The organism is Pseudomonas sp. GW821-FHT04D07 (assembly GCF_059420225.1).
Genome location: NZ_JBWKTH010000037.1, coordinates 1 through 25,051, shown reverse-complemented (window position 1 = coordinate 25,051; position 25,051 = coordinate 1). Strand labels below are relative to the sequence as shown.

Below are 25,051 nucleotides of genomic sequence, written 5' to 3'. Positions count from 1 at the left end.
TCAGCCTCCTAGCTGCGTGTGAGCGCGGGACAGTTCCATCAGAACCAAGGCCATCACGACCGCAATTTCGGCTCGGCGCCAGCGCAGGCTCGCGCCCGGTTCACGCTTGAGTAGGCGTGCGCGGTACTTGAGCCACCCCAGTAGGGCAGCGCTGTAAAGCCCCATCCGCCAGGCAAAGAAATACCAGTAGGTGTGAGCTCTCCAGGATTGCCAGGCCGGCAACCCCTGCATCACATACACACCGCCGAGGTTGAAGGCTGCGGCGATGATGATGACCAACAAGGCGACGGCGATGGGCCCCCAGATGCCCAGGCTTTTGAAACGGGAAGAAGAGGGCGTGCTCATGGCTGCATCCTCCGACGGCTGTTGACGTCCTTCTCCACGCTCTCAAGGCGGTTGGTGTCCGGGTCGCCCTCGTAGATGGTCCGGGAGTTGTCCTTGCGCTCGGTGTGGCGGGCGATGATGGCGGCGGGGGAGTTGCTGGTCAGGGCACGGCGCAGCTCCAGCTCGGTCCGCAGGTTGGTGATTTCCTGTTGCAGGGATTCACGCTCCTGGTTCACTGCTGCTGTGGCGATCTCGTTGGCGGCGACGTTGGGTTCCTTGTTGCCGGCCAACAGGGCACGTTGTAGCAACAGGGCTTTCTCCAGCACGCTGGTGACGGCGGTCTCCGACGCCAGGCGCTGAGCCAACAGCTCCTGGTCGGGCTCATCGCGCAGTGCGGTGATAACGCCACGGGTGATGGGCATCGAGCTGCTGCCAGCGGCGGCGAGGTTCTCCAGGCTGGGCGGCTGGGTACCGGCAATCAGCGCTTGCAGCGACTGGAGTTTGCTTTCGTACTCTTCCTGAATCAGTGGCGTCAGGCCGACACCGGCCGTGGTGCTGCTCTTGGTGCAGTCCTCACAGGTCTGCTGTTCCACTTCGCCCAGCACTCGGTTGGCGAAGGTGGCGGCTTCATCGGGTGAGCGCCAGACACCGCAGAGCATGCCGTTGTTGCAATCGGCGGGCGCGATGGGCGATGACTCTGTGGCGCCACGACCATTGAGGAGGTTGTAGCCGGCCTTGGTGACGGTGTTCACCACCCGGATTGGTGGCTGGCCCTGGCCACCGGCTTTGTCACCACCCACCCAGGGAATGCCGGTGTTGCCCTTGTCCGACTCGGCCTGGGCTGTCACCGCGACGGCATCGCTTTTCTGGCCCATGGCTTCCTTGAGGGCCTGGCCTTCAGCGAGTGAGCCCCAGCCGCTTTGGCTGCCGGCCACGTTGATCATGCGCTCGGCCATGGCGCGACAAGTGCTCTTGGAGCGATCGAAGTCCAGACGAGCCTGCAGGATGCCGTTGGTGAGCAGGTTGTACAGGGCCGGGTCCGCCCGCTGAATGATCAGCGCCGGCAGCGAGGCCACAGCTCCGGTGGCGTTCTGAATCAAACTCCCCATGATGCTCTGAAAGCCATCGGTGAGTCCGTTGAGCTGGTTGTGCAGGGTGGTGGACAGGTCCATGTTTCCGCACATGAGGTTGCTGTTCCAGCCGACGCCCACGCCGAAACTGCGCATGTTGCCGGCACGTCCCATGGACACCGCATTACCACCACCAATGCGGTACAGCACATCGTCACCGATCACACTGCCGGAGTTGCTGAAACTGGGAGTCGCTGCGAAGGTGAGGGGGCCCGATAGGGCCGTGAGGAGGACCAGCCAGGGGGCGGCTGAAGAAGAGTGAAGCACTGACATCCAAGTCATGAGGGGGAACTCCGTTCCGTAAAAAACGATGCAAAGACGGGAAAAACGTTACTGAGGGCCGGTGCTGCCGAGGAAGGTCTGTCCCTCTCGCTTGCAGCAGGTGTAGGGGCGCCACAACGACCAGGCATAACCGCCGTCCCGGGCCTGCGGGTGAGGGCCCGGGTGAGGAAAGACCGAGCAGGATTGACTGAGCACCGGCGTCAGCGATTGCCACTTGCCCGTGCTGGGATCGGATTCGCGTAATTCCCCCGCTGGCCAGTAGCCCGGGCTGGGCAACGCCAGGAGCGGCTGGTAGACATGCAACTGGCCCGGGCGGGTGACGATGTCCCCCGCGCGTTGAGCCGTCACGGCGGAGGCCTTGTAGTCGTCAGGCTGGTGCAGAAAGCCACTGCGCGGATAGACGCTGCCCCACAGGTTCAGTGCCAGCCGGCTGCCGATTTCGCGCAGGCCAGGGATCAGTGAAGGCGGATAGATGCTTTCTGGAATGCCGTGGCGCCAGCCAAGGGGATCCAGGGTGCTGAGCAGGTTGGGTACATAGGGTGTGCCGGCGCCCGCACACGTGTATCCCGAACCGCTGGCAAAGGCATTGAACGCCGCGATGCCTGGATGGCCAATCACATCGACGTTCTTGAAGACGGCGAGGTTGTTCTCGTTCGAGTTGTTGGTGGTACCGCTGCCACCGCCCTGGGCCGTTGGGTTGGTCGGGCTCAGCAGTTTGACCTCGGTCCAGGGATTCTCACCCGTGGAGGAGTAACTGGAGACCACGGCATCGGGCACGTAATGCCGGACCTTGGCCGATGTCTTGACGCTACAGCCGAAGGGCGTGCACCGCAGCCAATAGCACACGCCCACGACCTGGTACTCCAGACAGCTCGGAGACGACACCGACGGGATGATGGTGGCGGTGTCCAGGGCTAGGCTCAGGGTCGAGTAGGGAAGGGCCAGGAGAACGGGTGCCAACGATTTCACACGTCGACGTGGCGCACAAAGACTCATGGCCGATCCCTCCTGAACTGCTCGATCTTCGCGAGCGCTTGCTCAAGGTTTGGATCGCCGTAGACGACGTAGCGCTGGTCCACGACAACGGCTGGCATCTTGGTGACGCCGAGGCTCCAGGCTTCTACCACGTCCTGGTGAGCCTGACTGATCTCGGCGGCAGCCTCGGCCGTGAGGCTTTCTTGAAAGAGAGCCTGTGCCTGGGCTGGGTCGTCCGGCAGCAAACTGGAAAGTGAAGCCTCCAACTGATCAAGTCGATCCAAGTGGAGCAGACGAACGTCCGCCGTCACCTCAACGGGATGGGCTGAGTCCGTGATGACCCAGGTGCTGGCGAAACAGGTTGGGGCAACGGTCAGCAGGGCAAACAGGCCGAGCGGCCGGAGAGAGGGCAAAAGCATCATGGCAAAGGTCCAGGCAACAGAAACCTAGATCCTCTCTAAAACGATACACGATCACAGCCAGAAAACAGGATCCCGGGCGATGGCTTTTTTGTGAGAAGTGCGCAGAGGTTTTTCCGTGGAAGCTATGTCAGGTGCAGGCCCGAGGCCAAAAGAAACTGTGCCAGCAGGCTTTGATGGGTGTCGCTGAGCCGGTATTGAGGAAGGGAGTGGTTCTACCTGCCTGTGTAGCCTTCTCTGAAGTACGAAGGAGAAACTCGCAGCCCTCAATGCGCGGGATATGCACGCGAATGCGGTACATCACATCGTCACGCTCTCCTAAGGGGAAGGTTGGCAGTTCGAACCTGCCCTGGGACACCATATAATTCAAGGCTTACAGCCTGTTTGCTCCAGCCGCTAAAAAACCTATGGGTGCAGGGTGGGTGCAGCAGAGAAAAGAAAGCCCCGCACAGGTTCGCCTGACGGGGCTTTTTTGTAGGATCAGAGCGCTGAGCAGGGTTGCATCTTCTGCGCGCCAAAGTGAGCAGGGGCATTGGCTGTTGCTATTGCCAGGTGACCGCCGAAAAACATAAGCCCCCAAACGGATTTTCCTGACTCGTCGAACGCTACCTTGTAGATAAACGTCGATTCATTAAGATGGCGGGGTGGAAGGCTATCCATCAAGGTCTTTATCTGAATGACCCTGTCTGGATCTGTTATATGCCCAAATGCATCTACAGTCACCTTCGCTGCCAGCCCGAGCGCTGAGCCTTTTTCTACCCAATACAGCGCTTTCACAATCCTCGTCATTACTTCACGGTACGGCTTCCCGTCAAAGCGCACTGCTATGGCAGGACGAAGGATCTTCCCGTTAAAGGGGTGAAAGGTAGGCTGGGCTGATCGTATTACCTCGCGTTGAAGTTTTTTGTTCCCAGCCAAGGTACGTTGCATCGACTCAAGCACCAAAAGCGAGTCTTCTCTTAGCTCGCCAGTGCCCAGGCCAATCATGATTTTCACAATTTCATCCGCTGTGGAGCCGCCCTGATTGCATTTTGAGCAGGCTGGAACAGTGTGTAAATTCTTGGGATACGGCTTCGTATAGAGGCCCTTGGGTGGAATGTGATCAGCGGTCGTAGCTGGTCTGATGCCGCAAATTGCGCATAACTTCATCATTGGCTCCTTGCATCAAGTGGTAGCGGCATTCATACCGCCGACGTGTCTCGAATCCGCAATACAGTGGTGGTGGAACAGTCGGCGTGCCGGGCCGTTGCACGGATGCCCAGGCCCGCGGCCAGCAGCTCCCGCACTCGCTTGTGCAGGTCGGCGTCGACCGGGCGCCCTTGATATTTGCCCTCGGCCTTGGCCTTCTCGATACCCTGAGCCTGGCGCTCCCGGCGCTGCTCGTAGTCCTTGCGAGCTATGGCCGCCATCATTTCCACCAGCATTGAGTTGATCGCGTTCAGCATCCGACTGGTGAACTCATCGTTCTTCGTGTCCCGCATTCCCTGGTGACTGGTTGGCAGATCGAGCGCGACGATGCGCAGCCCCTTAGAATCAATCGCTGCTTTGAGCTTCTGCCAGTCTTCCACAGGAAGGCGGGAGAGACGATCTATCGACTCCACCAGCAGCACGTCACCCTTGCGCGCATCCTTGAGCAGACGCAGCAGCTCGGGCCTATCTGCGGTCGCACCGCTGGCATTCTCCAGGTACACACTGGCAATCGTCTTGTCGTGATCGGCGGCGAACTGCTCAAGTGATTCGCGGGCGCGGCCGGCGTCCTGCTCTTCGGTTGATGCTCGGAGGTATGCGCGGATGAACATGATGGGTGCCTGTATCAGTTAGGGTGTTCTCCTAATACTGTTTCACTTTAGGTGTTACTTATCAAGCGAAAAGGCTGAAAAAGGCAAAATCTGCCCGTATCTGGATAGGCATACCCATAGATTCGATAGACAGAGTGATGGCCAAACAGTAGCGTTGCATCGCACCGGAAGCGCCACCCACGAAGCTCATCTTTATCAAGGAGCATGAATGTCCTTTTCTGGCTACAGGGAGCACCCAATACATACCACCGTACGGCGGTTTTTGGAGCTGCGAGATTCACCAGCATTTTCGACAAATGCGGTCGTATTCAGTGAGGCGCATACCTACGCCCGCAATAAGATCTTCGCAATCGCCCAGGCAATACAGCATTTGCTGAAGACCACCCCGGAAGAGTTGACCAGTCTCCCGGGGCTGTATTCAGTTAATGAGTCATTGCAACAGCCGCTTGCCGAGCTGACGGTCTTTACAAACGACGAGAATATCGCACGGCTAGAAAATGCAGCGGCGATCATGGAGAACACTATTCTTCAAGGCATGTGGGCGTTCTCGCCGAATGTGCACGCGACGCTCATTGATGTACTACCGGGGCTTCTCCAAGCCCAGCAAAAATTTGCAATGGACAGCGTCGCCCAAATTGCAGATTCCAGCGATTCTTTAGCTGCGCATCTTGTAGAGCTAGATGAAGAAGTTGTCGTTTTACAGGCTAAGCTCGCTGAGATTATAGAAAGCGCGAATCGTGAGCGGGCCGAAGCTACAACAGCCTTAGCCAAGCTTGACCAGGCTTTCACTATCGCGGAGGGAGCTAGGCAGGTAGCTTTCGATGAAGCACAACGAGTCAATAAATTAGCTGTTGAGGAGGGGCTGAGGAACATCCATGACCAATCTGAAGCCCTCATACTTGAGCTGGAATACAAGCGCGAACAGGCTTCGCAGATAGTTCAGGTGGTGGGCAATATCGGAGTAACCGGTAACTATCAGCGCATTGCGATCAGTGAAGGTCAAAGTGCGAATTTCTGGCGATGGATCACGGTGACCATTTTTGGAGCAGGCATAGCACTCGCTATGGCCACATTCTATAAGTTCTGGCATGAGCCATTTTCGCAAGATACTGCAGTCTCGGTGCTGATTCGGTTGTTCTACGCAATGGTCATAACGTCACCAGCAATCTACACCGCCCGCGAATCTGCTCGGCATCGTACCAACGCTGATCGGGCCAGGCAGACTGAGCTTGAGCTGGCGTCAATTGGGCCGTTTATTGAGCTTCTACCGGAAGAGAGTAAGGTCGCGATCCGCACCGGTCTCACATCGAGTTATTTCGGTAAAGTGACTGAGGCTCATACGGTGAGCAGCCCTCTGGACCCTGAACATTTCAAGAATCTCGTCGAGATGCTGAAGGCAGTAAAGTCTAAGTGAATCGGGGCTGGTAAAAACGCCACAGTGTGTAGGTTTCAACACACTGTGTTGTTTTCGACACGGTGCAGGTTCAGAGCGAGCTTGGGAGGCGGGAAAGGGCACATATCCATAATTCCCACCTGGCCAGCGCCCTTCGGACGGTGTAGTGGTCAACTAATCCCGGACACGACGTTAAGTTTTTCCTCGGTCTGAGCTAACGCGAGCGCCCCGTTGAGTCGGCTCGCTATTCGATATCTTGTGGAGGGTATCGTGTCGAGTGCGTGGTACCGAAGGTGAACAACGGTCACGCTACGGACGCCTTGCTGACCTCTACATACCAAGACCTAGAAATGCACATCCTTATCCCGAGGATCGCTTCGCGTCACACACCCGAGGCAGGAGCCGTATGCGGTAGCTCCGCACGTACGGATCTGTGCGGGGGGTGGCAGGTAACTGCCATCCCTACCGCGACCTCCCTCCTGACGTTGGAGTCAGCTCAAAGTTGGACCCGCCGCAATCGTCCGCTCAGCGCAACCACCTGCTGATCCGCAGTGGGAATCGGCCGTCCGCTCAGCCCCATGCCTTCACTCACCAGTACCGCGCCCTCGATGCAGCACAGGTTGGACGGCGTATCCAGGCCCGTGGCGAGCACCTGGACACTGCGTTGCTGCAAGTCGCAGCACAGCAGGCGGCCACTGAAACGGGCGAAGCCGCCGTGCAGGACTTCGCCGGACCAATCGGGCGGCAGGGGTTGCAACAGCCGGTCGCACAGTTCCAGCACCAGAACCCGTCCCTGCGGATCCAGTGCCAGCCCGGTGGGCAGCTGCAGCCCGCGAATCAACACCTCGATCCTGCCGCTGGCAGGCCAGACACGAATTACCTGGCCGGCCTTGTCGGCGAAGTCGATGCCCTTGCGTGCCGGGTCGCGATGCAGTTCCCCGGAGAACAGGCTGATCAGCACTGCATCGGTTTGCGGCTCGAACACCAGGGTCACGGGGACCGCTTCCTGGCCTTGATCCTGGTCGGGTAATAGGGCCAGGATCTGCTCGCCGTCCGGGGTGAACTCCACCAGTTGGTTGGTATCGGGCTTGACGGCGAGCCAACTTTGGCGCGAAGGGTGATAGCACAGCGAGTTGAGGTTGCCGCGACTGTGGAACAGCGGTTCGGGCGGACTGTATTGCAGGTCCAGAAGCTTCGAACCGGCGACGTAGTCGGTCTGGCTGGCCAGGTAGCGCCCGGCTCCGAAGGCGATGTCCGATAGCCCCATGATTTCATCGCGCAGCATCCGCGCCTGCATGTTCATCGAGCGAAAACCCTGGGCCAGGACCTCTGGCGGCAGGTAGGCTCCCGGTGCGTGTGTGTCTGGTCGCAGGCGACTGATACGACCACTGAACGTCTGGTCCGGTAGGCCTGAGCCGGCTTCCACCAGCAGCAGGCTGCCATCGTCTTCCACGCAGACACCGCGAGGGTTGAAGAGGCCCTCGGTGATGATGTCGCTTGGGCGCAGCGTCTGTTCCGGCTGGGCGGGAATGTGCAAAGCAACGGGCATGGTCTTCTCCTTGTTCAAGGCTGCCAGGGTGTGCCGTTGAGATAGGACGTCAGAAGGGACCTTTGGCTCGGCGACATCGAACGCACCACCGACATGTACAAGGTGGTGTTCTGGTACTCGGGAGAGATCCGGGCCAGGATCGCCTGCTTGTAGCCCATCACCGCGTCAGGCTGGTTGAGCTGGATGTAGCGCGACATGGCGGGGAAGGCCAGGTAATGAAAGCGCAGCACGTTCTGATACGCCTGTTCCCAGGTCACGATGTTGCCGGTGGGAATGCCGAAGTCGCTCCAGGCGTATTTGCGAAAGTTGCTGAAGCTCTGGGTCAGAGTGTTGTTGTCGAGGGTGTAGGTCAGTGTGGTGAAGCCGGCCTGGGTTCTGGAGCCGGCGGCGGGGACGACATCGAAGCTCACTGAGGGCTGACCGGCCGGAACCGTTAGCGACTTCGGCAACTCCAGGAAGTCCCAGTAGCGGTTGGCCTGATAGACGGCGGTCGCCGAGGCAGCGATGTCGATTGGCGTATCTTCTTGCACCACAGCTCCCAGGTAACGGACTTGCAAGGTGATCTGCACGCCTGTGCTGTCCGGATCGAGGTAGGTGTTGCGCTGATCGCTGTAGACTCGATACGGGCATTCGGGTGCTGATAGTGCTGGGTTGCGGGCGTTCCCTGGGGCACTGATGCACAAGGGCGTGCTCTGCACCTGCTGGGTCTGGGTGGTGTTGAGCGGCACGTCGATGATGCCACCGTACCGGTAGTAGTCCTGCAGCAGCGGGTCGCTGGGTTCAAAGCTCGCCAGGAACGCCGTCGCGGTCGCGATGGTGACGGTCCCGTAGTCGGCGTTGGGACCAATGGGGCTGGTGATGTCGTCGCGCAGGGCCCTGAAGGTCTGCTTGGGGATCAGGTTGACCATATCGATGCTCAGTTGCCCATTGGCGACCTCGGCATAGGCAACGCTGCTGATGTTCAGGTCCTTGTCGGCATTGATGAGTTGACGGCCCGGCGGGCAGATCTGCGGCTCATCGGCATACGCCGTGGCCAGAGTGCCAATGACCCGGCCGATGCTCGGGTTAGGGTTGAACTGGTTGGCGGCGTAGTCCGCATTCAGTTGCTCGGTGGTCAGGGTGGGGCACATTTCGAACATCACGAAACGCAGCACGATCCCGGTGGCGTTGGGCGCTTCGATCAGGGCCTTGAGCCCGGCACTGTCCTTGTTGTAGCTGACGATGCTGGTCAGTGGAAAGGTCAGTTGAAAGGTGCCGCTCGCATGGAAGGAACCGGGCGAGTCCATGCTTCCAGGCTCAAGCACCCGGGTGTTTAGGTCGAAACTGCTGCACACGGTATCCCAGCGAATCAAGAGCTCTGGCGCTGTGCTGCTGCCGATCTGCAGGCCGCCGACAAAGATCTGCGTTGTGGTGCTCGCTGTGGGGTCCAGGTCGACCATCATCGGGCCGGAGTAGGGGCCTTGTCCGGTGCTGGGGGTAACGGAGCCGAGCAGGTAAACCGGCTGGCCGACCATGTCCCCTTCCAGCGAGATGTTGCCCGGTGTGCCTTGGGAGCTGATCAGCGCGTTGTGCATCGTCACCACGTGGTCTCCGTAGTGGTTCCAGCCGCCGGCTGTGTATCGGCTATTGGGGCCGATTCTGGGGTCCGGGGCGTTGATCAATTCATATAGACGGTCATCGCTATAGGACCGGGCTGGTTCCGATACGGTCGAGGTGGTCAGGTCGAACAGATCAAGGGACGTGGCGATGCCATCGGGCAAGGTCGGTGAGTTGTTCGACACGCTGACGTCGGTGGAGATGCCACCCCAGAAGTTCAGTCGGGGTCCATTCAGTATGCTCATGATCTATTCCTTATCCTTGGTGGCGCTGTTGACCGGGGCGTGGGCGAATCTGAACAAGAAGGAGAAGTCGCTCTTGTATTGGCTGTTGAGCGGTGTCGCCATGGAGTGGCAGTTCATGCAGCTGCTGCTGGGCTGGATATAGCTTTCCATGGTGACGTTGGCCGACAGCGACGGCGTTGGCTGTCCTAGCGGGTTACCGGGGTTGTCCGGCGACTGTGGGCGTTGGGTAGTGATCAGTTGGTAGTACTTGAAGACGCTCTGCTGTACCTGCGGATTGCTCTGGTACTGAGTATTGATCTGCTGGGTGGCATCCGTGATCGGGGTGACCCGGTTCAGCGGGTCCGGGGTGCTGAAGCTGGTGCCGGGTTTGGGCGTACAGACCATCTGTGCACCCTGCTGCTGCCACTGGCAGGGGGATTGGTTGAGGCTTTCGGCGGGCGCTTTGGCGTTGAAGTAGGAGTAGAAAATCCCCGAGACCGGTTGATCCACCCACTTGCCCCCCAGATTGGCCTTGGGTGGCACGTTGTCGATCTGCTCGAAGGTCGACCAGATCCACTGCGGGAAGCCCTCGACCTTGCTGATGATGTGCAGCCCTACCAACCCCAGGTTGGCTTCTTGGGTGCCGTTGGGCCGCCCCTGGGTGTCGAACCGGGTGACCAGGGCTTTCATCGTCAGGTAGCGGCGGCTGTCGTCGGCGCTGGTGAGGATGCGCCAGCTGGCCTTGATCTCGCCGGCGTTTTTGGGAAAGTCGATGTTCTTCGCTGCATCGACGATTGCTGCGTTATAGAAGTTGTTGGCGACGATGTAGTTGTAGGACTCCTCGTTGGCGGCGATGTCATAGTAGGTTGGGTTGCCGCGCTGATCGATCAGCCAGCCGCCCACGGCCTGGTTGTCGGACTGCACCACCTGGGTGTTCTTGATTGCGGCGATGTTGATCAGATTGAGGTTCTTGCGCTGCTGTTTCGAGTTCCATGGACCGGGATCCTTGGCTCCGGGAAGAAAGGTCTCGTTGACGCTCTTGTAGGTCTGCCAGACCGTACTGCCGCCGCTGCCCAGGGGCTTGCTGCAGTCAGCCACTCCACGCTGGTCAGGCTTGGCCGGCCAGTTCAGGTTGATGAACATCTGCCAGCTGTATTGATCGAAGGCCGCCTGCGATGCCCCGGCCGCAGGCACCACGGCGCTGGGTGGGCAGGTGGTCTGTGCGTCGGTGGCGGCAGGTTGCAGGGCGCTGGCCGGTAGGCTGCCCAGCCCCAGCAACATCAGGGCGGTGAAACGAGTCCAGTTGTTCATGAGGTGACTCCTGTCACTGTGCGGCGGGCATGAGTTGGTTCCACTGAGCGCGCTTGCCGTTGCTCAGCGAGGGTGGCGGATTGAACAGTTGGCAGGGCGGCGGGTTGCTCGGGCACATTTTTGCCACCTGGTCCCAGGTCTTCGCCGGGTCCGGTTTCTCGATACGCCAGTTGCGGTAGTTCTGGCTGACGATGGGCGCGTTGGCGACGCTGGTATCACCGGAGAAATAGAACGACTGCGGGTGTCGATAACTCGGTTGCCCAGGTCCGTCGCTGGTGGCCTGCTTGTTGAAGGCGTAACCGAACAGGATCGGGCTCGGCTTGACCGGAATCTCCAGGGCGTAGGCCTGTACGCGGCCGTCCAGATTCTGACTGCGTACGGCGCTGTAAGGCAGGTGCTGGATAAAGTCCTGGCGCGGTGGATGATTCATCGGCGAGAACATGCAACAGGCGGGCATGTCCTTGGGCCGGTCCTCGGGGTAGGTGAGGAAGTAGGCCTTGTTGCCCAGGGACACGAACGAGCAGGTGTAGTTGTTGTTCTTGATCGGGAAGATCGGCAGGCAGTACTTCTCGTAGTGCTCCATCATCGCGCCGAAACCGTCGCCGTCGGCCGGGATATAACCGGTGTCGTAGTAGCTGGTGCCCTGGGACACGCTGTAGTCCGCAGGTTTCAGGGTGCTGGGCGGGCTGCTGTAGGGCGGCGGGTTCGTCTGGTAGTTGTTCGTGACCCGGTACATGGTCCAGTCGCTGACCCAGGTGGCAGGAAAGAACGGATCGCTCGGTTCCCCGACCTTGCGCTTGGCGATGCAGTTGTTGGTCTTGGCGTCGCAGCCCTTGTTGTTGTGCACGCCCATGTTGAAGTAGACGTTGTCGGGGTATTCCTGGGCCCACAGTGTCTGGCTCGCGCCCAACAGCAGGGCCGCCAACAGCAGGCGTTTGAGGAAGCGGGTGTTCATCTGACTCTCCTTTGCAAAAGCCAGGCGCCGCGGGGCGCCCGGGGTTCCATTGCATGGCAGTTGCGTCTCAGCCTGGTTGGTAGTTGCTGAGTTTCAGCGGGCGCGGCGGGTAACCTAAGCTCATCAGGTCCTTGGCCCAAACCTCCAACACCTGTCGACGGCTTTGCGGCAAATCCCGGGTGATGGGCATGGCAAGGGGGCTGGCCTCCTGATACTCCTTGCTGATCAGGGTGATGAACTGGTCGATCGCGCCCTCGATGCGTTGCAGGGAGTTGAGCCGCATGTATTTGTTCATGATCGGGTAGAGGTAATAGAGTTGATCGGCGTCGGCCTTCTGCTCCAGCAACTGGGCCAGGAGCCGCGCCCGGGCCATCTGGGTGCGGTTTCCGTCCGGGCTGGCGGCCAAAGGGGCATCCCCGAGGCGGCGCCGGCACGGCTGCTGAGCAGCATCAGGGTGTAGGCCGAAGGCTGCCGGACCCGTTGCTTCCGGGCTTCTTGCCACCAGCGGCGGCTTTCGTCGTCCAGTTGCCGGTCCAGCCGTTGCTGGCGCTCGGCGAAGGCTGCATGACGAATGGCGAGCGCAGGCTGCGCGTAAGAGAGGGCGTCCATGCTCATGTTGGCTTGATCCAGCGTTGAAGGTGGGGAAGCAGAAAGAACACCAGCACACACAGCAGGCTGCCAAGGGGCTGATTGGCCACGGCCAGCACCAGGGCATCGAACAGCGGCAGGGCGGCCAGCCCGGCACCGATAAAGGCACGGATCTGCCGTTGTTGCGGGTTGGCCAAATGGCGCTGGTAATGCCAGCCCAGCCAACCCAACCACAACAGCAGGACCAGCCAGAACACACTGTTGTTGGCGTAGGCGGCCAGGAGCAGGGGGCTGAGCATGAGCAGCAGCGGCAGGCGGCTGAGTAACTGGTTGCGATGCTCCAGCCGGGCCAGGTAGGTCAACCCGGCGATGTAAGTGCCCAGCAGTGCAGCGCACAGCCACAACGGCTGGGGGGGCATGGCCATGCTGGCGGCGGCGGTCAGGTACAGGGCCGAGCGGCAGCCGCCCATCAGCCAGACGCTGTGGGGGTACTTCTTATGCAAAAGGTTGTAGCCAAGGATAAACAGCAGCAGCAATCCGGCACTGGCCAGCAGCCAGTGGGGCTGGGCAATCAGCCGGCTCAGGCCGAGGATCGCCAGTGCCGCCAGCAGCAACAGGGCGGCGGTGGCCAGGCTGACCTGGGTGCGGCTGACCAGTCCCAGGACGATCGGCCGCGGGTTGTGATGCTGCTGGTCCCAGTCGGCATCCAGCAGGTCGTTGAGCAGCATGCCCGCCAGGTACAGCGCCGAGAGCGCCACCAGCAACAGGGTCCAGACCAGCGGCGAGGGCGGCGCCAGGGTGGTGGTGCTGCTGGCCAGTAGGGCGGCGGCCAGGGCGTTGGTCCACACGGTGGGCAGGTTGGACACCCGCCCCAGGGTCAGCCAGGTGGTCAGTGAGGAGTGAGTCATTGCGCGCACCGCGGGCCCCAGGCGAAATCCGGCCCGCCGAACCCCGTCAGGCGCAATAGGGCCTGCTCCATCAACGGCATGTCGATCTGGTGCACATCCACTGACTGGCCCAGGCGGCTGAGCATTGGGATCGACAACTGGCCTCCCAGGTGCTGGCGGAACTCTTCCAGGCCCTGGAGGATCGGCGAGCGTCCCTGGGCGTCCCTGAGGTTCAGTTCCGGCGGGGACAGGTTGAAGCCGAGCTTGTCCAGCAGTTGCAGCAGGCGTTGGCTGTCGGTATCGGACAGTAGGCCGCTGGCGTTGGCATACAGCGCATCCAGGGCCATGCCCACGGCCACCGCTTCACCGTGGCGCAAGCGGTGCTGGCTGAGGTTCTCCAGCTTGTGCGCGGCCCAGTGCCCGTAGTCCAGCGGACGGCCATTGCCCCGCTCGAATGGGTCGCCGGCTCCGGTGATATGGTCCAGGTGCAGTTCCGCGCAGCGGCGGATGGCATAGCGGCTGGCGCTGTGCTCGAAACCAGCCAGGGCCTCGGCCTGCTGCTCCATCCACTGGAAGAAGGCCACGTCCTTGATCACCGCGACTTTTATCGCCTCGGCCAGGCCGGCGATCTGGTCCCGGTGGGAAAGACTAAGAAGCAGTTGGAAGTCGTTGATCACCGCCGTGGCGGGGTAGAAGGCTCCCAGCAGGTTCTTCTGGGCGAAGGCGTTAATGCCGTTCTTCACCCCGATGCCGGCATCGTTCTGTGCCAGCACGGTGGATGGGATGCGGATCAGGCGCATGCCCCGGTGGAAGGTCGCGCAGGCGTAGCCCACTGCGTCTAGTACCGCGCCGCCGCCCAGGGCCAGCACATAGCAGTGGCGATCCAGGCCCTGTTCCAGCATGTGTGCATACAGCTGCTGGAGTACATCCGGGGTTTTGCTCAACTCGCCGGCCGGTACCGAGATCGGTGCGGCTTGCAGATGCAGGTCGGTGGCATGGGCGCTGAAGTAGGTGCTGATCTGCTGTGGCAATTGAGGCGAGCACAGCAGCAATTGTTCATCGACAAACACCAGCACGGTGGTGGGGCCCGGGCTCTGCCGGGTCAGTTGCTGGTGCAGGCAGGGGTTGTCCGCCTGGAAGATGTGGTCGGTGAACAGCACCGGATAGTGGTAGCTCACCTGGAAGCGGCCTTCCAGAGGCTGAGTCTGGTCGAGCCGCGGCTGTGCCAGGTGGTCTTTGAACAGGCTGCGGGCGCCCAGGAACAGCCCAGGCAGCACCATGCTGGCGAGAATGGTCGCCAGCAGCGCGTTCTGTTCCACTAGCAGGCTGCCGATGCCCGCGTAGGCCAGGGCCAAGCCGGCGTTAGCCAGGGTGGTGACCAGGAGGAACTGGCGCAGCGGATAGCGTTGCATGCCGGCGGCCAGCACCGAGGTTTCCGCCAGCACCGGTACGCCACGCAGGCACACCAGCGATAGCGCGCTGAGTCGATAGGCCAGTTGCCCGGGTTGCCATCTTCTGAGTCCCAGCCAGTTGGACAGCAGGCGAAAGTAGCCGGCCCCCAGCCAGTAGCCGAGGCTGGCTCCCAGGCACAGGCCGGTGAAGATCACCAGGTAACCGCCGATTGCGCCCAGAGCCGCCACGGCCAGCAAGGCCACCAGGCTGGAAGGCACGGGCAGCAGCACGTCCAGGGCCAGCAGCGTTACCAGCAGCAGGCTCAGGCTTAGGCGTTGTACCGAGTCGGTGGGGAGGACGGTGCTCAGGTGATTCAGCAGCTGTTGGATCTGCTGTTCAAACAACAGAAAGCTGGCGACAACCAGGATCGAAAACACTACTAACGAGAGCCAGTAGTTTTCGGCCGCACCCTTGAATGAAAAGGCACCAGGCAACAAGCTGCGCTTCATCAAGCATCCCTCTTGATTGATATGACTAAATTCCGTGTCAGTGTCAGCTGGGTACGATGGGAGGGCGTCTGGTTATTGAATTCCTCGACGATTTTTATTGGGCTTCTGGCAGCTGAAGAACACTTCAGTGGCCAGTAGCTATCAACTTAGTCAAAGCCGGGGGTTTTGCAAGTTAAGGGGCGCCTACAGAATTCGGAGAAATCCCACGCTAAGGTTTCCCGACCTGTAGTGGCGGCCTGAATTTCCCGTCTTCCAGCTTGCGGTTCTGCCGCCAGGCATCATCTCCGGTCAGGTTGATGTGTAGTGATCCACTCACTCCGGACACGACGTTGAGTTTTCTCTGGCGCCGCCCCAACATTGAGTCGGCTCGCTATTGGGTTGGGAAATGAAGCTGTTGCGAATTCAGCGACGAGTGTCGAGCGCATGGGGACTGAATGACCCACCCCATGGTCGTGAGTACGACCATGGGTGGTTGCTGTGTCCTACCTACGGCTGAACCACTGACCCCATCAGACGAAACGGGTGCCAGCGGCCTTCCATCACCTTGCTCTGGACGAGCTCCCGATAGGCTTGCGGCGGCAGAGCGACATCGCCCTGATGCCGACGTACGTTACACCGCTTGCAGGCTGCGGCGATGTTTGAGGCGCGGTTTGAGCCACCCTCACACTTGGCCACCAGGTGCTCGGCGGTGCATTGCAGGTACAGGGCCTGCCTGTGCGAGCAACCATAGAGCTGCGCGTATTTCTGGGGCGAGGTGACATACATGGGATAGTCGCAGTAATAGCAGCGACCCTCCTGGCGGTAGAACGCTTTGGCGCGTGATCTTGCTACGGAACTGGGCATTGAAGACCTCCTGGATTCAGAGGAAGTCCGCGGTGCTGCCAGAGGTCTTGTGCCGTCCTCACGGATCAAGGCATACGGGCAAATGGTGTCCGATGCGAGAAGTGCATCGCCATTGAACCAGCGCCTCGGACTCACAACGTGCAGCAAGGGAAAACCGTCTACTCACCCGGGAAGGTGAGCAGACGGCCGATGGGCCTCAGTCAGGCTGGGGCAGGGGAAATGAGTCAGTACTCATAGGGCAGCAGCAGGGTGGTGACGCTCCTGTCTGCCTCGGTGATGATGTAGAGCCTTCTGTTGTCTCCAGCGTCAATGTCGTAGGCCGAGAACAGCCGGGTGCCGTTGTGCAACGCCTGTTCGTTGCTCAGTTTGTCGTCTTCGTCCAGCTCGCCCCAGTCACCGGCGAGGTGCCGGTCCAGGTACGGGAGTACGTCCAGCAGCCCTTGTTGCTCGAGCTGACTGACACCTCGAGTCATCACCATTTGGCCGGGCTCAAAGAGCATGCTTTGAGTGGGCCGACTCGGCTGAGTGCTTTCGCTCCTGAGCATGATCCGTAGCAATGTTGGAACGTCATGATCTCGCTCGACGATCAGGCGCAGGTCCAACCAGTGATACTCATCCTGCAGATGCTTAGGTGGTAAGCGAAAGAAGCCAAAGTCGTAGGTATACCTGCACAGGACCGTTACCTTGGGCCGCTGGAGAATGGCCCGATAGCTGGCCCTGATGACTTCGGTCAGACGTTGTTCAAACTCCATCCACTCAAAGGGATGCTCGGTGTAAACGGCTTCCAGCCAGGTGCGTGCACTGAGCACGATCGGCAGTTTGATCAGTTGCTGTTGCAGCGGGGTAAGGGCATTCAGTTGCATGGGATCTCTCCAGAAAAGCCCAACACGGAGAGACACTGCACCCGTACGGGGGAGTGTTCCCCGCATGGGCTGAATAGGTGATGAATCAGGACGCGGCGAATGCCGACGCCTTGTTACGAATGGGCCACCGGTGAAGACCAGGTGGCTGAAGGTTGGTACCGTGGCTCAATCAAACCCAGAGGGCTTGGCCTACACCCCGACCATACTTCGGATAAAGGGCGTCGCCACACAGAGGAACGTCACACCGTTACCCCATTGCAGAATCCTAATGGATGACCGGTGGTCGGCTCGCTGTTCCTTGAGCTCGGCTCTAAGCTCCGCCCCCTGTTCTCGCAGAGCGGCTTGCATCTCTCTGATCGAAGAGCGGAGCTCAACACCCAACGCTGTGATGGACTGTGTCAAATGGGTCTCGACCTGCTTGAGGTCAGCTTTGGATGCAAGGTTTTCCACTTCGGCCTCCCAAGCGTGTACCACCGCTTTGGCTTTGTCAGGGGGAACGTTGGCGGTCGTCAACGCGTCGTAGATCGTTATCGCAAGTGTCATGTTGTCTCCTGTACGGAAAGTCGATCAGGAGACCCACCTGACGGTGAATTTCCGTCACGGTGGGGTTGAGGCATTCGGTCGTCGAGAGACTCGACGATTGTTCGCGCTTCCGAATGCTGAGCGAACTACAGATGACCCATGGGCTTGAAAACCCATCGTAGCCTTGAAGGTCCTGGCTACCGGGGAAGGTGCTGCCAACGACAGCGAACCAGCCCAGATAGTCGATCCAAACCCACTGGATGAGATAGTCAGACGTTTCCTTGCGTTGCGTGGGTCTATGCCTAGTGTTTTGAGGGGCAGTGATCCTGGGCGCCGGGAGGCGTGGCTTCCGACGTTAGCGGCGGGCCGAGAGGTATCCGGTTAGTCCCTTTCATTCAGTGACAACTTTGGCCTTTGACACCCATGTGCACTCGAACATGATGAAGGGCCCAGCGCGTCTGGGTGATGTCGATGCAGGGTAGAGGGCAGACCGGGTGAGACGACCTTCACGGATGTGCCCAAGCCCCGGCTCGAAAACGCTAGTCGGTAGGACAAAGGTCCAACGCGAAGGGCCTGCACAAGGAGAGTGTTTCCATGCTCAATGAGCGCTTCACGGTCGTGATCGACGGCCAACCGTTCTCGAAGCCCTTTCAAACGGAGGATCAGTTCGCCAAGGGCTGGAAGTCCGTGCTGGAGAAGGCCTACGGTCGCACTCACGCCACGTGCCGCTGCCCAGGTAAGGGAGAGCGCAAGCTGGCGATCAAGCGTCGGGAAACGACCGACGACTTCCACCTGGCCAGGTTCGCCGGCACAGGTTCTGAGCATGCCAACGAATGCCGTTTTTACGCACCAGCACCTGAGCGCTCAGGCATGCAGGGCTATGAACAGGGCGTGGTCGAGGAGGGCGATGACGGCACCTTGCGTGTGCGTCTGGCGCGTGGGCTGCTTGAGCAGGCGGCGAAGGGTGAGCGTGCCGATAAGGGCATGGGCATTCACAAACCCGCGGCGAGCATCCGCAAACCGGCGATGACCCTGCTGGGGTTGCTCCACCTGCTGTGGCAAGAGGCACGGCTGAACGTCTGGTACCCGGCGATGGAGGGTAAACGCACCAGTGGGGTGGTCCACAGCGCTCTGCGTCAAACAGCGGGCCGGATCAAGGTCGGGCGCATGACGCTGAGTGACGTGTTACTGGTCAGCGCCACCCCTCGCTCCAAAGCTGAAGTCTCCAACGAGGGTGTGGTGCTGGATGCGATTCAGCGTAACCGTCGAGCGATTGCGGTATCGCCCTTGGCGCGCTATGACAAGAGCAAGCACGACGGGGCGATCCTCAAGCTGCCTATGGCGGGCCCTTTTGGCATGCCGTACCTGAGCATGCCTACCGAAGTCTGGGAAGACGCCGAGAAGCGATTCAAGCAGGAACTCGCGGCCTGGAAACGCGGTGCGCGGGTCATCGTAATCGCTCAGCTCAATGTTGAAACGGGCAGCCCTGGTGCTCGCGCCCAGGTGCTGGACCTAGCCCTGATGCACGTGAGTGAACGCTGGATACCACTGGATTCGGATTACGAATCCACCCTGGAGACCAAGCTGTTCGCCGCCGGCCGCCGATTTGAAAAACCGCTTCGCTATGACGCCGATGAGTGCGAGTTTTTCCCGGATTTCTGGCTCCTGGACTTGAAGCAGGATTTTCCCTTGGAAGTCTTCGGGATGAGCACGCCCGAATACCTGGCGCAGAAGGCCCGGAAAACCCAGTGGTACGACCGCGTCTACGGAACGGACGGCTGGTGGAGCTGGAACGCTGCAGAGGATCTGGATGGGCCGCGGATGCTTGAATTGCCTTGTCTGCCAGGAGGCAAAGCTGACGACTCGAATGGATTCCGATAGCGCACGGTGTAGTGAATGGCACCCACGAGGTACTCGCTGTTTGCTTCGATCTGCGCGTCCCCGGGGCAAAGCTCGATCCATGAGGCAGACGAGTTCCCCAGGGTTGAGTATGCAGGCAAATGCAAGCAAACCCTTCGGTCGAGACTTGCCTGAATACTTCGCGGCAAACCCATTACGTCAGAAGCCAATCGCTAAGGAAGGCCCATTGAGCTTGCTAAGGATCTAGCGAGGCTGACGGTTGAGTCTCTTGATGGAGCTGCGTTGACTGCGTTGGGGGCGCAGCCTGGAAAAGTGAAATCGGGGTCTGTGAAACATGTGGAAGCCGGTCTGATGACGCAGGAAGCGACATTATAGGAAGCAAGGGCGCTGACCAAGGTATGGTGGGAATCAACCAGCTGAGGCTGGTAGACGCGTATTTACCGTCTTCAGCATTTGTCGAAGCGTTTGATCTTGTAGGTGTCGATCAGCAGTCCGATTCACTGGTACAAGGGCGCCAGATGCTTGAGTTCCTGGTCGACTCTCTGGCGGGGGGGGGGGGACGAAGGTCTTTTCCCGGCCAACCGTCAAAGGCAAGTGACTAGAGCCTGAGAGGTTGGCCGGGGAGAGCGCTGAAGCAAAAAACTGTGGTGGGTTCACTCCGCTGGCGCGTCAGATTGCTGTGGAGCGGGTTCGTTGGATGGATGTCTTGGCAGGGTAATCGACCTGATGTAAAGCTCGGTGAAGCCTCGAACAATCCTCCGGATTTCGCTCAGTGGCATGGGCTTGAGCACAGGCGGCTCCCTCACATCTGAGTGGCGCGCCGATAGGCCAGTGTAGAAATTGTTGCAGGTTTGTTTCAGTAGTTTGAGGGCGTTGCCTGAAACGCTTTTGAGGATTTTCGCGTCCACAGACTGGATAAACTCCACGATTTTGTACAAACCCTCGTACGACTCGGCATTGGGTTGTCCCCAGTAATCAAGGAGGGTAGCCAGTCTCGGAAGGCTCTCAGGAAGAATCCTGGAGAAATCTGCCGCTGCTGGCTCGGTCGGGCGCAAGCCTCCAAGAACCGTGACTTTAAACACCAATCTCAGTGGGATAGCTACATCCCTATTATTTTCATGGTCGTATTCGACATGGTGCGTCATTTCGATCAAGCCAGGTTGGCCTGAGCTCACTGCGATGCCATTCATTCGGGTTATGGATTGCATGGCTAGGTCGAACTGCCGGTTTGAATCAGCCTCATGTTGGTGGTCGGGTATGAATGCCTCCCATTCAGAGTGGTCGGCCGCAAACTCTATCGACCACCAGGGACTGACCGATGGGAGGCATTCCAAGGACGAGCTTGGCCCTTTGACGAGAAACGCCCAATTGCATTTTTTCTTATCACATACGCTAGCTTGAGGTTGAGGGGTCATCGGTGAATACTGCTCCCGTGGCTTGTTGCAGCGACGTTTTCGAGGTGTGGCTGGATTGCCATCAGTGGGGGAATAAAGCGTTCCTCCGTTCTCTCCGATCGCTTCCTATTCACTGGTTGATCCGCCTTGCCGAGTAGAGATCGGAGGCGGCGCGCTAGGGGGGGACGGACGGTTATGGATAGCACAATTTTGTTACTCCCGAGCTATCGGGATACGGAGTGATTTGCATGGAATGCTTTCGAATTGCATTCACAGTCGTTGCGCATTCAAGAGAATTCACTGAGCCGACCCGCCGGCATAGGCGCGTTTGGATGATTAATCCAGGCCGTGGAGGCCTTCCACGTTCACACCGGCTGTACATCACTGCGGCTGTTTGGGCGACAAATGCTCAGTGACATACGTGACAAAGGCTACATGCGGCTGTCTCGCGACATCCCATCTTTTGCTCGCCGATATTCCCGCAGGGCGTTGCCTCTGATTCGCAGTGGTAATGATCAGACGATCTTTCGCTCGAGACACTGCGACGAAGAATACCTGTCGCTCATCCCCAATTTTGCCGCGAAACGTTTGCTGCTCAACCCCGGAGATGATCACCGAATGAAACTCCAGCCCTTTGCTTTTGTGCATGGATAGGAAGCGGACAGCGTTGTCGTCCGAGAACCGGGCAAGTGCCCTTGGCAGGTCGGGTTCTGTCAGCAGTAGGGTGGTGATGTGGTCACGGGTATCGCGAATGATCTCCTTCAGACGTCGCTTAGTTTCGTAGTCTGAAGATAGGGTTGTCATGACGGCATGCCCCAAGATGTCGAAGAACGCCCTCGCGAGCTCCCACCAATCGGCGTAGGGGGTCGTTGTCTTCGCTGCTGCCTTCACCTGCTTCTGATGCTGTTTGTAACAAAGCTCGAACGATTTGTGAGTCCGGTCGCTGTTACCCTCGTCATCAAACGGCGCGAAAAGATCCATCAGCCGTGACCAGGCTTTGTTGGAGCCTCGCGTATAGAGGCAGGTCAAGTAGTCGATCATTAGCCTGGCTGCAGGCTCCTTGAGCAAGTCCTGAAGGCTGTTCTCATTGCGAAAGGGTATGTTCCGAAGCGTCAGCTGCTCCATCAGTTCTTCGCCATACAAATCGATCTCGCCGCGGAAAAGAACGGCGATATCGGCTGGTCGCAAATCTTCGACCTCGATCCATTTCTGGATAAGGTTCGCCAGGGAAACGGCTTCAGCGGCGCTCGAGGAGAAATTCCCTGCGCGGATCACGCCATCGTCTCCCACGATCATTTCGTCAGGCATGATGGCTAAAGGGTCGATGTCCCGGATAACGCTGTTCTGCATACGGAGCAGGCGCGGCTTGGATCGGAAATTTCGGTACAGCCGTAGTGGCCGGGCGGCGAAGTCATCGGCGTAAAGCTTGAATATGCCATCCAGTGCGCCCGCCCACCCCATGATGGTCTGCTTGGTGTCACCGACGGCAGTCAGAAGAGCCGGTGTTCCTTCAAACAGAAGCTTGATCAGTTGGTACTGGTCAGAGGTGCAGTCCTGGAATTCGTCGAGAAATACGTGAGCATAGGTCTGACGGATAGTGTTTCGGGCGATCTTGCTCATACGCAGAATTTTGAGCGCCATGGGAAGCAGTTGCATGAAGGTGATCTGCTCGCCTGGGATAGCCTCTTTGCCGATTGAGTAGTCGGGTTTGAGGGCGTCGGGGCCGGTCAATAAGACTCGGAAGCGACTGACGATTCGATTGGCGAAAGAGTGGAACGTAAAGCTGTCGAATCGCGTGGCCTGTTCCCACCCACATCGCAGGCTTACACGGTCTTTGAGATTTCGGCTCGCGTCGGATTTGAAGGAAATCGCCAGGATTCGCTTGGGATACCGGCAACTGCCTGTGCTCAGGAGAAAGTCTGCCCGCTGAGCCAATATTTCAGTTTTGCCAGCGCCAGGCCCCGCCAGAAGGACGAGCGAGTGCTCGGTGTCCTTAATGGCGTGCCACGCATTCGCTTCCAGAGTGAGCCTAGGTGAGTGCATCCAACGGTCAGGGTGAATCACTCGGGTGACTCCTCTAACGCTGCTATGACTGCATTGGCTAGTCGATCCAGTGCGGGTGGCAGGCCTGCGAGCAGTTCTGCGTCAGAGAGGCTCGACAGCGCGGTGAGATGGGCCGCGGGTTTGCTGCCGAGCTTGAAGAGATGGTGGTAGGAATCGAACCAAGCTTGCTCTTGAGGGGTGTATTGATCGGCGCCTTGATGGCTCTTTCCGAGAACCGCCTTCTGGCTTTCTGGCGTGGACACGGCAGGCAGCGCGTTGAATGCTAGAGGGAAGGCGGTCAGCATGGCGAAGTCCAGATCCAGTGGTGCCGAGAAGAACACGCCTCGCTGCTCAAGGAGGTCGAAGAGGGTCTCTGATGATGTAGACGAGACGCAGTTGTGGATTCTGACTTTAAGCTCATGGCTGTCCCATGCCGGGATCGTATAGGGCAAAACCTTGGAGGGCTCGAAAAGCGCCAGCTGGTCATTGACGTATTTCAGCCGTCCCCAGCCTCCTTGGTACCGTGCGAGATCTAGGTCAAGCAGGGTGATGTACGGCGTGCCGAGCTGGGAAAGCAACCGCCAGAAGTGATTCACGTGACGGCCACCTAGCGGCGCGATGGTCACCGCCGATTCGTCAACCGGCGCTCCTTTGGCTTGTAGAATCCTCGGAAGGACAATCTCTTCGCTGTCACCTTCGCCCAGCACGACCAGGCGCGAGAAATAGATCTCAGGAAAGGCCTGGACGGCTTCTCGAACGAATTTATGGGCCACATCTTCCTTAGCTGGCAGCGCGATGCCGCTGACGAGAGAGCACCGGTTCGAGCCGAGCCGTAGGTAGCGGATGTTCTCAGGATCAACCCGGCGCAACATCGAAGGCGCGTGTGTCGCGATCAGCGCCTGCGCATCCACACCGATTGATCCTTTCAGGGCGTTCACGATCCGGCCGAGGTAGTGAGGCGACAAGCTATTCTCGGGCTCCTCCATGGCCAGTATGGTGAAGGCGGGTGGTTTCAGCTTCGCTGGATCAATGGCCGTGTTTTTACCCGATCTCACGTCACGGTTAATCGAGTGAGCCGCCAACACAAGCGAGAGATAGAGCATTGATTTCTGCCCATCACTCAGTCGTGAAAAATCGACTTCATTCTCACCATGGCCCGGCGTGAATGACACCGACATGTGCCGCAACAGCATCTCGATGTCGGAATTGACGAAAGTGAGCTTCGGCTCAGCGAAGAAGGCTCCCTTATGAAGTCCTTTCCATGAGGCGTTCAGGCTTTGTCCGAGCGCTGTGACCGAAGCATTGCCGGCCAGGCAGCTTGTGATCTGGTCGGTTAGATCCTTGACCGTATTTCGGTCGCCACCCCACTGTGTTGCGCGAAGCAATCGCCCGAGCAATGCGGTTGCGCCGTAGGCGATGTGGTCGGATGGGTCACGTCGGGCCGGGATGTAGTGAAGGTGGATCTGGTTGCGCTGATGCTTGGGGACGATGGAGCTAACTGTTGGGTTTCCATCGGCATCTGCCTGCGTGACGTAAACAAGCGCCTCTTCAACGTCACCTTCGTCATCAACAGTGGCTGTTAGGCGATAACGTACTCGCGGCACATCGCCCGCAGCTTGGAGGCGCATGTGGTCGAAGTGCGGGGCAACCGTGTCGTTTTCCTCGTCGTCTTCTGTCTCTGGGAAGGAGAATTCGGCCTCCAGCCATAACGTGGTACCACCCTCAGCATTGCTGAGGCCAACCGGAACGTGAAAGTCAGAAGGCCGGACGCGACGCAATCCTGGCTCGAATGCAAATAGCCTGCACAGCGCTTGGAGGACAGCGGTTTTGCCCGCGCCATTCGGGCCCAAGAGGTAGGTTATGTCTTCGAATGTGATCGGAGTAGGTTGAGGGCCAAACGACTGGAAATTGGATATCCGCAGACTGCACAGCTTCATTGCTAGCTTCCTTATCTGATTAAGCTGTCTTTTCGAAGGCACGCAGAAATTACTGGCTGACGGCTCTAGCTATCCCTGTCCGTGTGCAGCGCGCTGGAGTGAAGAATACTGTGCCTGCTCAGGTGGCAGAAAGGCCCGCTGGAAAAATTTTCAACGGTGTTGTGAGCTTCTCCATCTATTGTAGTGGTCAACTAATTCCGGACACCTCGATAGGTAATTTTGACACCATCGCCCGCTCGTAAACGGTCGGTGGCAG

Annotated in this window: 20 protein-coding genes and 1 pseudogene; 2 read left to right on the top strand and 19 right to left on the bottom strand. The window is 59.2% G+C overall.

The window, feature by feature from the left end:
- The 6 genes from AC07T0_RS28535 to AC07T0_RS28510 all read right to left on the bottom strand — a co-directional run bounded on the left by AC07T0_RS28535 (position 1) and on the right by AC07T0_RS28510 (position 4,929).
- Complete coding sequence (locus AC07T0_RS28535; protein ID WP_495004321.1) at positions 1 to 345, bottom strand: hypothetical protein; 345 nt, start codon at positions 343 to 345, stop codon at positions 1 to 3.
- Positions 342 to 1,736 (bottom strand): integrating conjugative element protein, encoded by a 1,395-nt coding sequence (locus tag AC07T0_RS28530; RefSeq protein ID WP_495004320.1) that lies wholly within the window; start codon positions 1,734 to 1,736, stop codon positions 342 to 344. The genes AC07T0_RS28535 and AC07T0_RS28530 overlap by 4 nt, the downstream gene beginning before the upstream one ends.
- A 48-nt stretch (positions 1,737 to 1,784) precedes the next feature.
- Complete coding sequence (locus tag AC07T0_RS28525; RefSeq protein ID WP_495004319.1) at positions 1,785 to 2,732, bottom strand: TIGR03756 family integrating conjugative element protein; 948 nt, start codon at positions 2,730 to 2,732, stop codon at positions 1,785 to 1,787.
- Positions 2,729 to 3,133, bottom strand: coding sequence for a TIGR03757 family integrating conjugative element protein (locus AC07T0_RS28520; protein ID WP_495004318.1), 405 nt, complete (start codon positions 3,131 to 3,133; stop codon positions 2,729 to 2,731). Before AC07T0_RS28520 ends, AC07T0_RS28525 begins: the two co-directional genes overlap by 4 nt.
- A gap of 477 nt (positions 3,134 to 3,610) precedes the next feature.
- A complete protein-coding gene (locus tag AC07T0_RS28515; protein ID WP_495004317.1) occupies positions 3,611 to 4,279 on the bottom strand; it encodes an HNH endonuclease in 669 nt (222 codons plus the stop codon).
- Positions 4,280 to 4,311: 32 nt separating this feature from the next.
- Positions 4,312 to 4,929, bottom strand: coding sequence for a recombinase family protein (locus tag AC07T0_RS28510; protein WP_495004316.1), 618 nt, complete (start codon positions 4,927 to 4,929; stop codon positions 4,312 to 4,314).
- 208 nt (positions 4,930 to 5,137) lie between these two features.
- Between AC07T0_RS28510 and AC07T0_RS28505 the strand changes: the two genes are divergently transcribed.
- Positions 5,138 to 6,343: a hypothetical protein gene (locus tag AC07T0_RS28505; protein WP_495004315.1), complete on the top strand. Its 1,206-nt coding sequence runs from the start codon at positions 5,138 to 5,140 to the stop codon at positions 6,341 to 6,343.
- 475 nt (positions 6,344 to 6,818) lie between these two features.
- Here AC07T0_RS28505 and AC07T0_RS28500 read toward each other — a convergent pair whose 3' ends face one another.
- The 10 genes and pseudogenes from AC07T0_RS28500 to AC07T0_RS28455 form a co-directional block, all read right to left on the bottom strand.
- A complete protein-coding gene (locus AC07T0_RS28500) occupies positions 6,819 to 7,871 on the bottom strand; it encodes a hypothetical protein (RefSeq protein WP_495004314.1) in 1,053 nt (350 codons plus the stop codon).
- A 14-nt stretch (positions 7,872 to 7,885) separates the two neighbouring features.
- Positions 7,886 to 9,712: a hypothetical protein gene (locus tag AC07T0_RS28495; RefSeq protein ID WP_495004313.1), complete on the bottom strand. Its 1,827-nt coding sequence runs from the start codon at positions 9,710 to 9,712 to the stop codon at positions 7,886 to 7,888.
- Positions 9,713 to 9,715: 3 nt separating this feature from the next.
- Positions 9,716 to 11,002: a hypothetical protein gene (locus AC07T0_RS28490; RefSeq protein WP_495004312.1), complete on the bottom strand. Its 1,287-nt coding sequence runs from the start codon at positions 11,000 to 11,002 to the stop codon at positions 9,716 to 9,718.
- Between the two features lie 13 nt (positions 11,003 to 11,015).
- Positions 11,016 to 11,957 (bottom strand): hypothetical protein, encoded by a 942-nt coding sequence (locus AC07T0_RS28485; protein ID WP_495004311.1) that lies wholly within the window; start codon positions 11,955 to 11,957, stop codon positions 11,016 to 11,018.
- A gap of 67 nt (positions 11,958 to 12,024) precedes the next feature.
- Positions 12,025 to 12,270: pseudogene (locus AC07T0_RS28480) on the bottom strand (hypothetical protein); the annotation flags it as partial.
- A gap of 298 nt (positions 12,271 to 12,568) precedes the next feature.
- Positions 12,569 to 13,453, bottom strand: coding sequence for a UbiA family prenyltransferase (locus tag AC07T0_RS28475; protein WP_495004310.1), 885 nt, complete (start codon positions 13,451 to 13,453; stop codon positions 12,569 to 12,571).
- Positions 13,450 to 15,333, bottom strand: a complete 1,884-nt coding sequence (locus tag AC07T0_RS28470; protein ID WP_495004309.1) for a 3-dehydroquinate synthase — start codon at positions 15,331 to 15,333, stop codon at positions 13,450 to 13,452. The genes AC07T0_RS28475 and AC07T0_RS28470 overlap by 4 nt, the downstream gene beginning before the upstream one ends.
- 486 nt (positions 15,334 to 15,819) lie before the next feature.
- A complete protein-coding gene (locus tag AC07T0_RS28465) occupies positions 15,820 to 16,176 on the bottom strand; it encodes an HNH endonuclease (protein WP_495004308.1) in 357 nt (118 codons plus the stop codon).
- 224 nt (positions 16,177 to 16,400) lie between these two features.
- Positions 16,401 to 17,039 (bottom strand): hypothetical protein, encoded by a 639-nt coding sequence (locus AC07T0_RS28460; protein ID WP_495004307.1) that lies wholly within the window; start codon positions 17,037 to 17,039, stop codon positions 16,401 to 16,403.
- Positions 17,040 to 17,228: 189 nt separating this feature from the next.
- Positions 17,229 to 17,582 (bottom strand): DUF1640 domain-containing protein, encoded by a 354-nt coding sequence (locus tag AC07T0_RS28455; RefSeq protein WP_495004306.1) that lies wholly within the window; start codon positions 17,580 to 17,582, stop codon positions 17,229 to 17,231.
- 573 nt (positions 17,583 to 18,155) lie between these two features.
- Here AC07T0_RS28455 and AC07T0_RS28450 point away from each other — a divergent pair.
- The gene (locus AC07T0_RS28450; RefSeq protein ID WP_495004305.1) at positions 18,156 to 19,442 is read left to right on the top strand and encodes a DUF1173 family protein; all 1,287 of its coding nucleotides are present in this window, start codon (positions 18,156 to 18,158) and stop codon (positions 19,440 to 19,442) included.
- Between the two features lie 632 nt (positions 19,443 to 20,074).
- Here AC07T0_RS28450 and AC07T0_RS28445 read toward each other — a convergent pair.
- From AC07T0_RS28445 to AC07T0_RS28435, 3 genes are all read right to left on the bottom strand, one after another.
- On the bottom strand, positions 20,075 to 20,629 hold the full coding sequence (locus tag AC07T0_RS28445; RefSeq protein WP_495004304.1) for a hypothetical protein: 555 nt from the start codon (positions 20,627 to 20,629) through the stop codon (positions 20,075 to 20,077).
- Positions 20,630 to 21,196: 567 nt separating this feature from the next.
- The gene (locus AC07T0_RS28440; RefSeq protein WP_495004303.1) at positions 21,197 to 22,879 is read right to left on the bottom strand and encodes a UvrD-helicase domain-containing protein; all 1,683 of its coding nucleotides are present in this window, start codon (positions 22,877 to 22,879) and stop codon (positions 21,197 to 21,199) included.
- Positions 22,876 to 24,795 carry an ATP-dependent nuclease gene (locus AC07T0_RS28435; protein WP_495004302.1) on the bottom strand — a complete coding sequence of 640 codons (1,920 nt, stop codon included), beginning with the start codon at positions 24,793 to 24,795 and terminating at the stop codon, positions 22,876 to 22,878. The genes AC07T0_RS28440 and AC07T0_RS28435 overlap by 4 nt, the downstream gene beginning before the upstream one ends.
- Positions 24,796 to 25,051 lie beyond the last annotated feature (256 nt).